We start from the raw sequence: 844 nt of genomic DNA, 5'->3' as shown, positions 1-844 counted from the left end.
TGCTTGTTCTGCATCTTCATCGACAGGCGTATTGGCAAGACGAGGCTCGATGATTTTCTCTGTAACGTACCAACCAATTGCCACAATTAGAATTGAAGACAAACCAGTAAAGAAGATGTTCGCTAGAGGGTTGATCACGTATGCAGGGTCAAGAACGTTTGCCGCTGTTTGAGTGAAACCTGCTAGTAGCGGATCAATACCTGAAGGAATGAAGTTCGCTGAGAAACCACCTGATACACCAGCAAACGCTGCTGCAATACCCGCTAGAGGGTGACGACCCGCTGCGTGGAAGATGATACCGCCAAGAGGGATTACTAGAACGTAACCTGCATCTGCTGCTGTGTGAGACACGATAGCAACAAGAATTAGCATTGGCGTTAGCAACTTAGCTGGCGTGAAGTTAAGCATCTTCTTAAGGCCAGTCGTAATGAAGCCTGAAGAGTCAGCAACGCCAACACCTAGCATAGCAACAAGTACGATGCCTAGCGGTGCGAAGCCTGTGAACGTGGTAACCATATTCGCTAGGAAGCTAGCAAGCGCTTCACCAGTAAGTAGGTTGTTTACTTCAAGAGCAGCACCCGTTTGAGGGTTGATTAAGTCGAATGAAAGATTCGATAAAAGTGCAGATGCTACCCATACAATAACTAGAGCCCAGAAGAACAGAATTGCTGGATCTGGAATTTTGTTGCCGGCGCGTTCAATGAAGTTTAGAAAGCGGTCCATACCACTGATCTTCTCAGTCGATGGTGCTTTTTTTACGGCTTGGTTACTCATTGTAACTCCATATGTGATGTTGTTTGTTTAGGCCTAATATAAGTTTTGACCATGGCCTATTGGTACAGCA

General features: G+C 46.0%; 1 protein-coding gene. It reads right to left on the bottom strand.

The genetic code is table 11. The features are described from left to right. The coding region (locus AB4496_RS25725; protein WP_372132683.1) for an AbgT family transporter at positions 1–774 on the bottom strand (774 nt) is incomplete at its 3' end. Positions 775–844 lie beyond the last annotated feature (70 nt).

It is taken from the genome of Vibrio sp. 10N.222.46.A1, assembly GCF_041473595.1.
GTDB classification, from domain to species: domain Bacteria; phylum Pseudomonadota; class Gammaproteobacteria; order Enterobacterales; family Vibrionaceae; genus Vibrio; species Vibrio tasmaniensis_A.
Note: the sequence above shows the minus strand (reverse complement) of the source record. Positions and strands in the feature narration are given on the sequence as shown.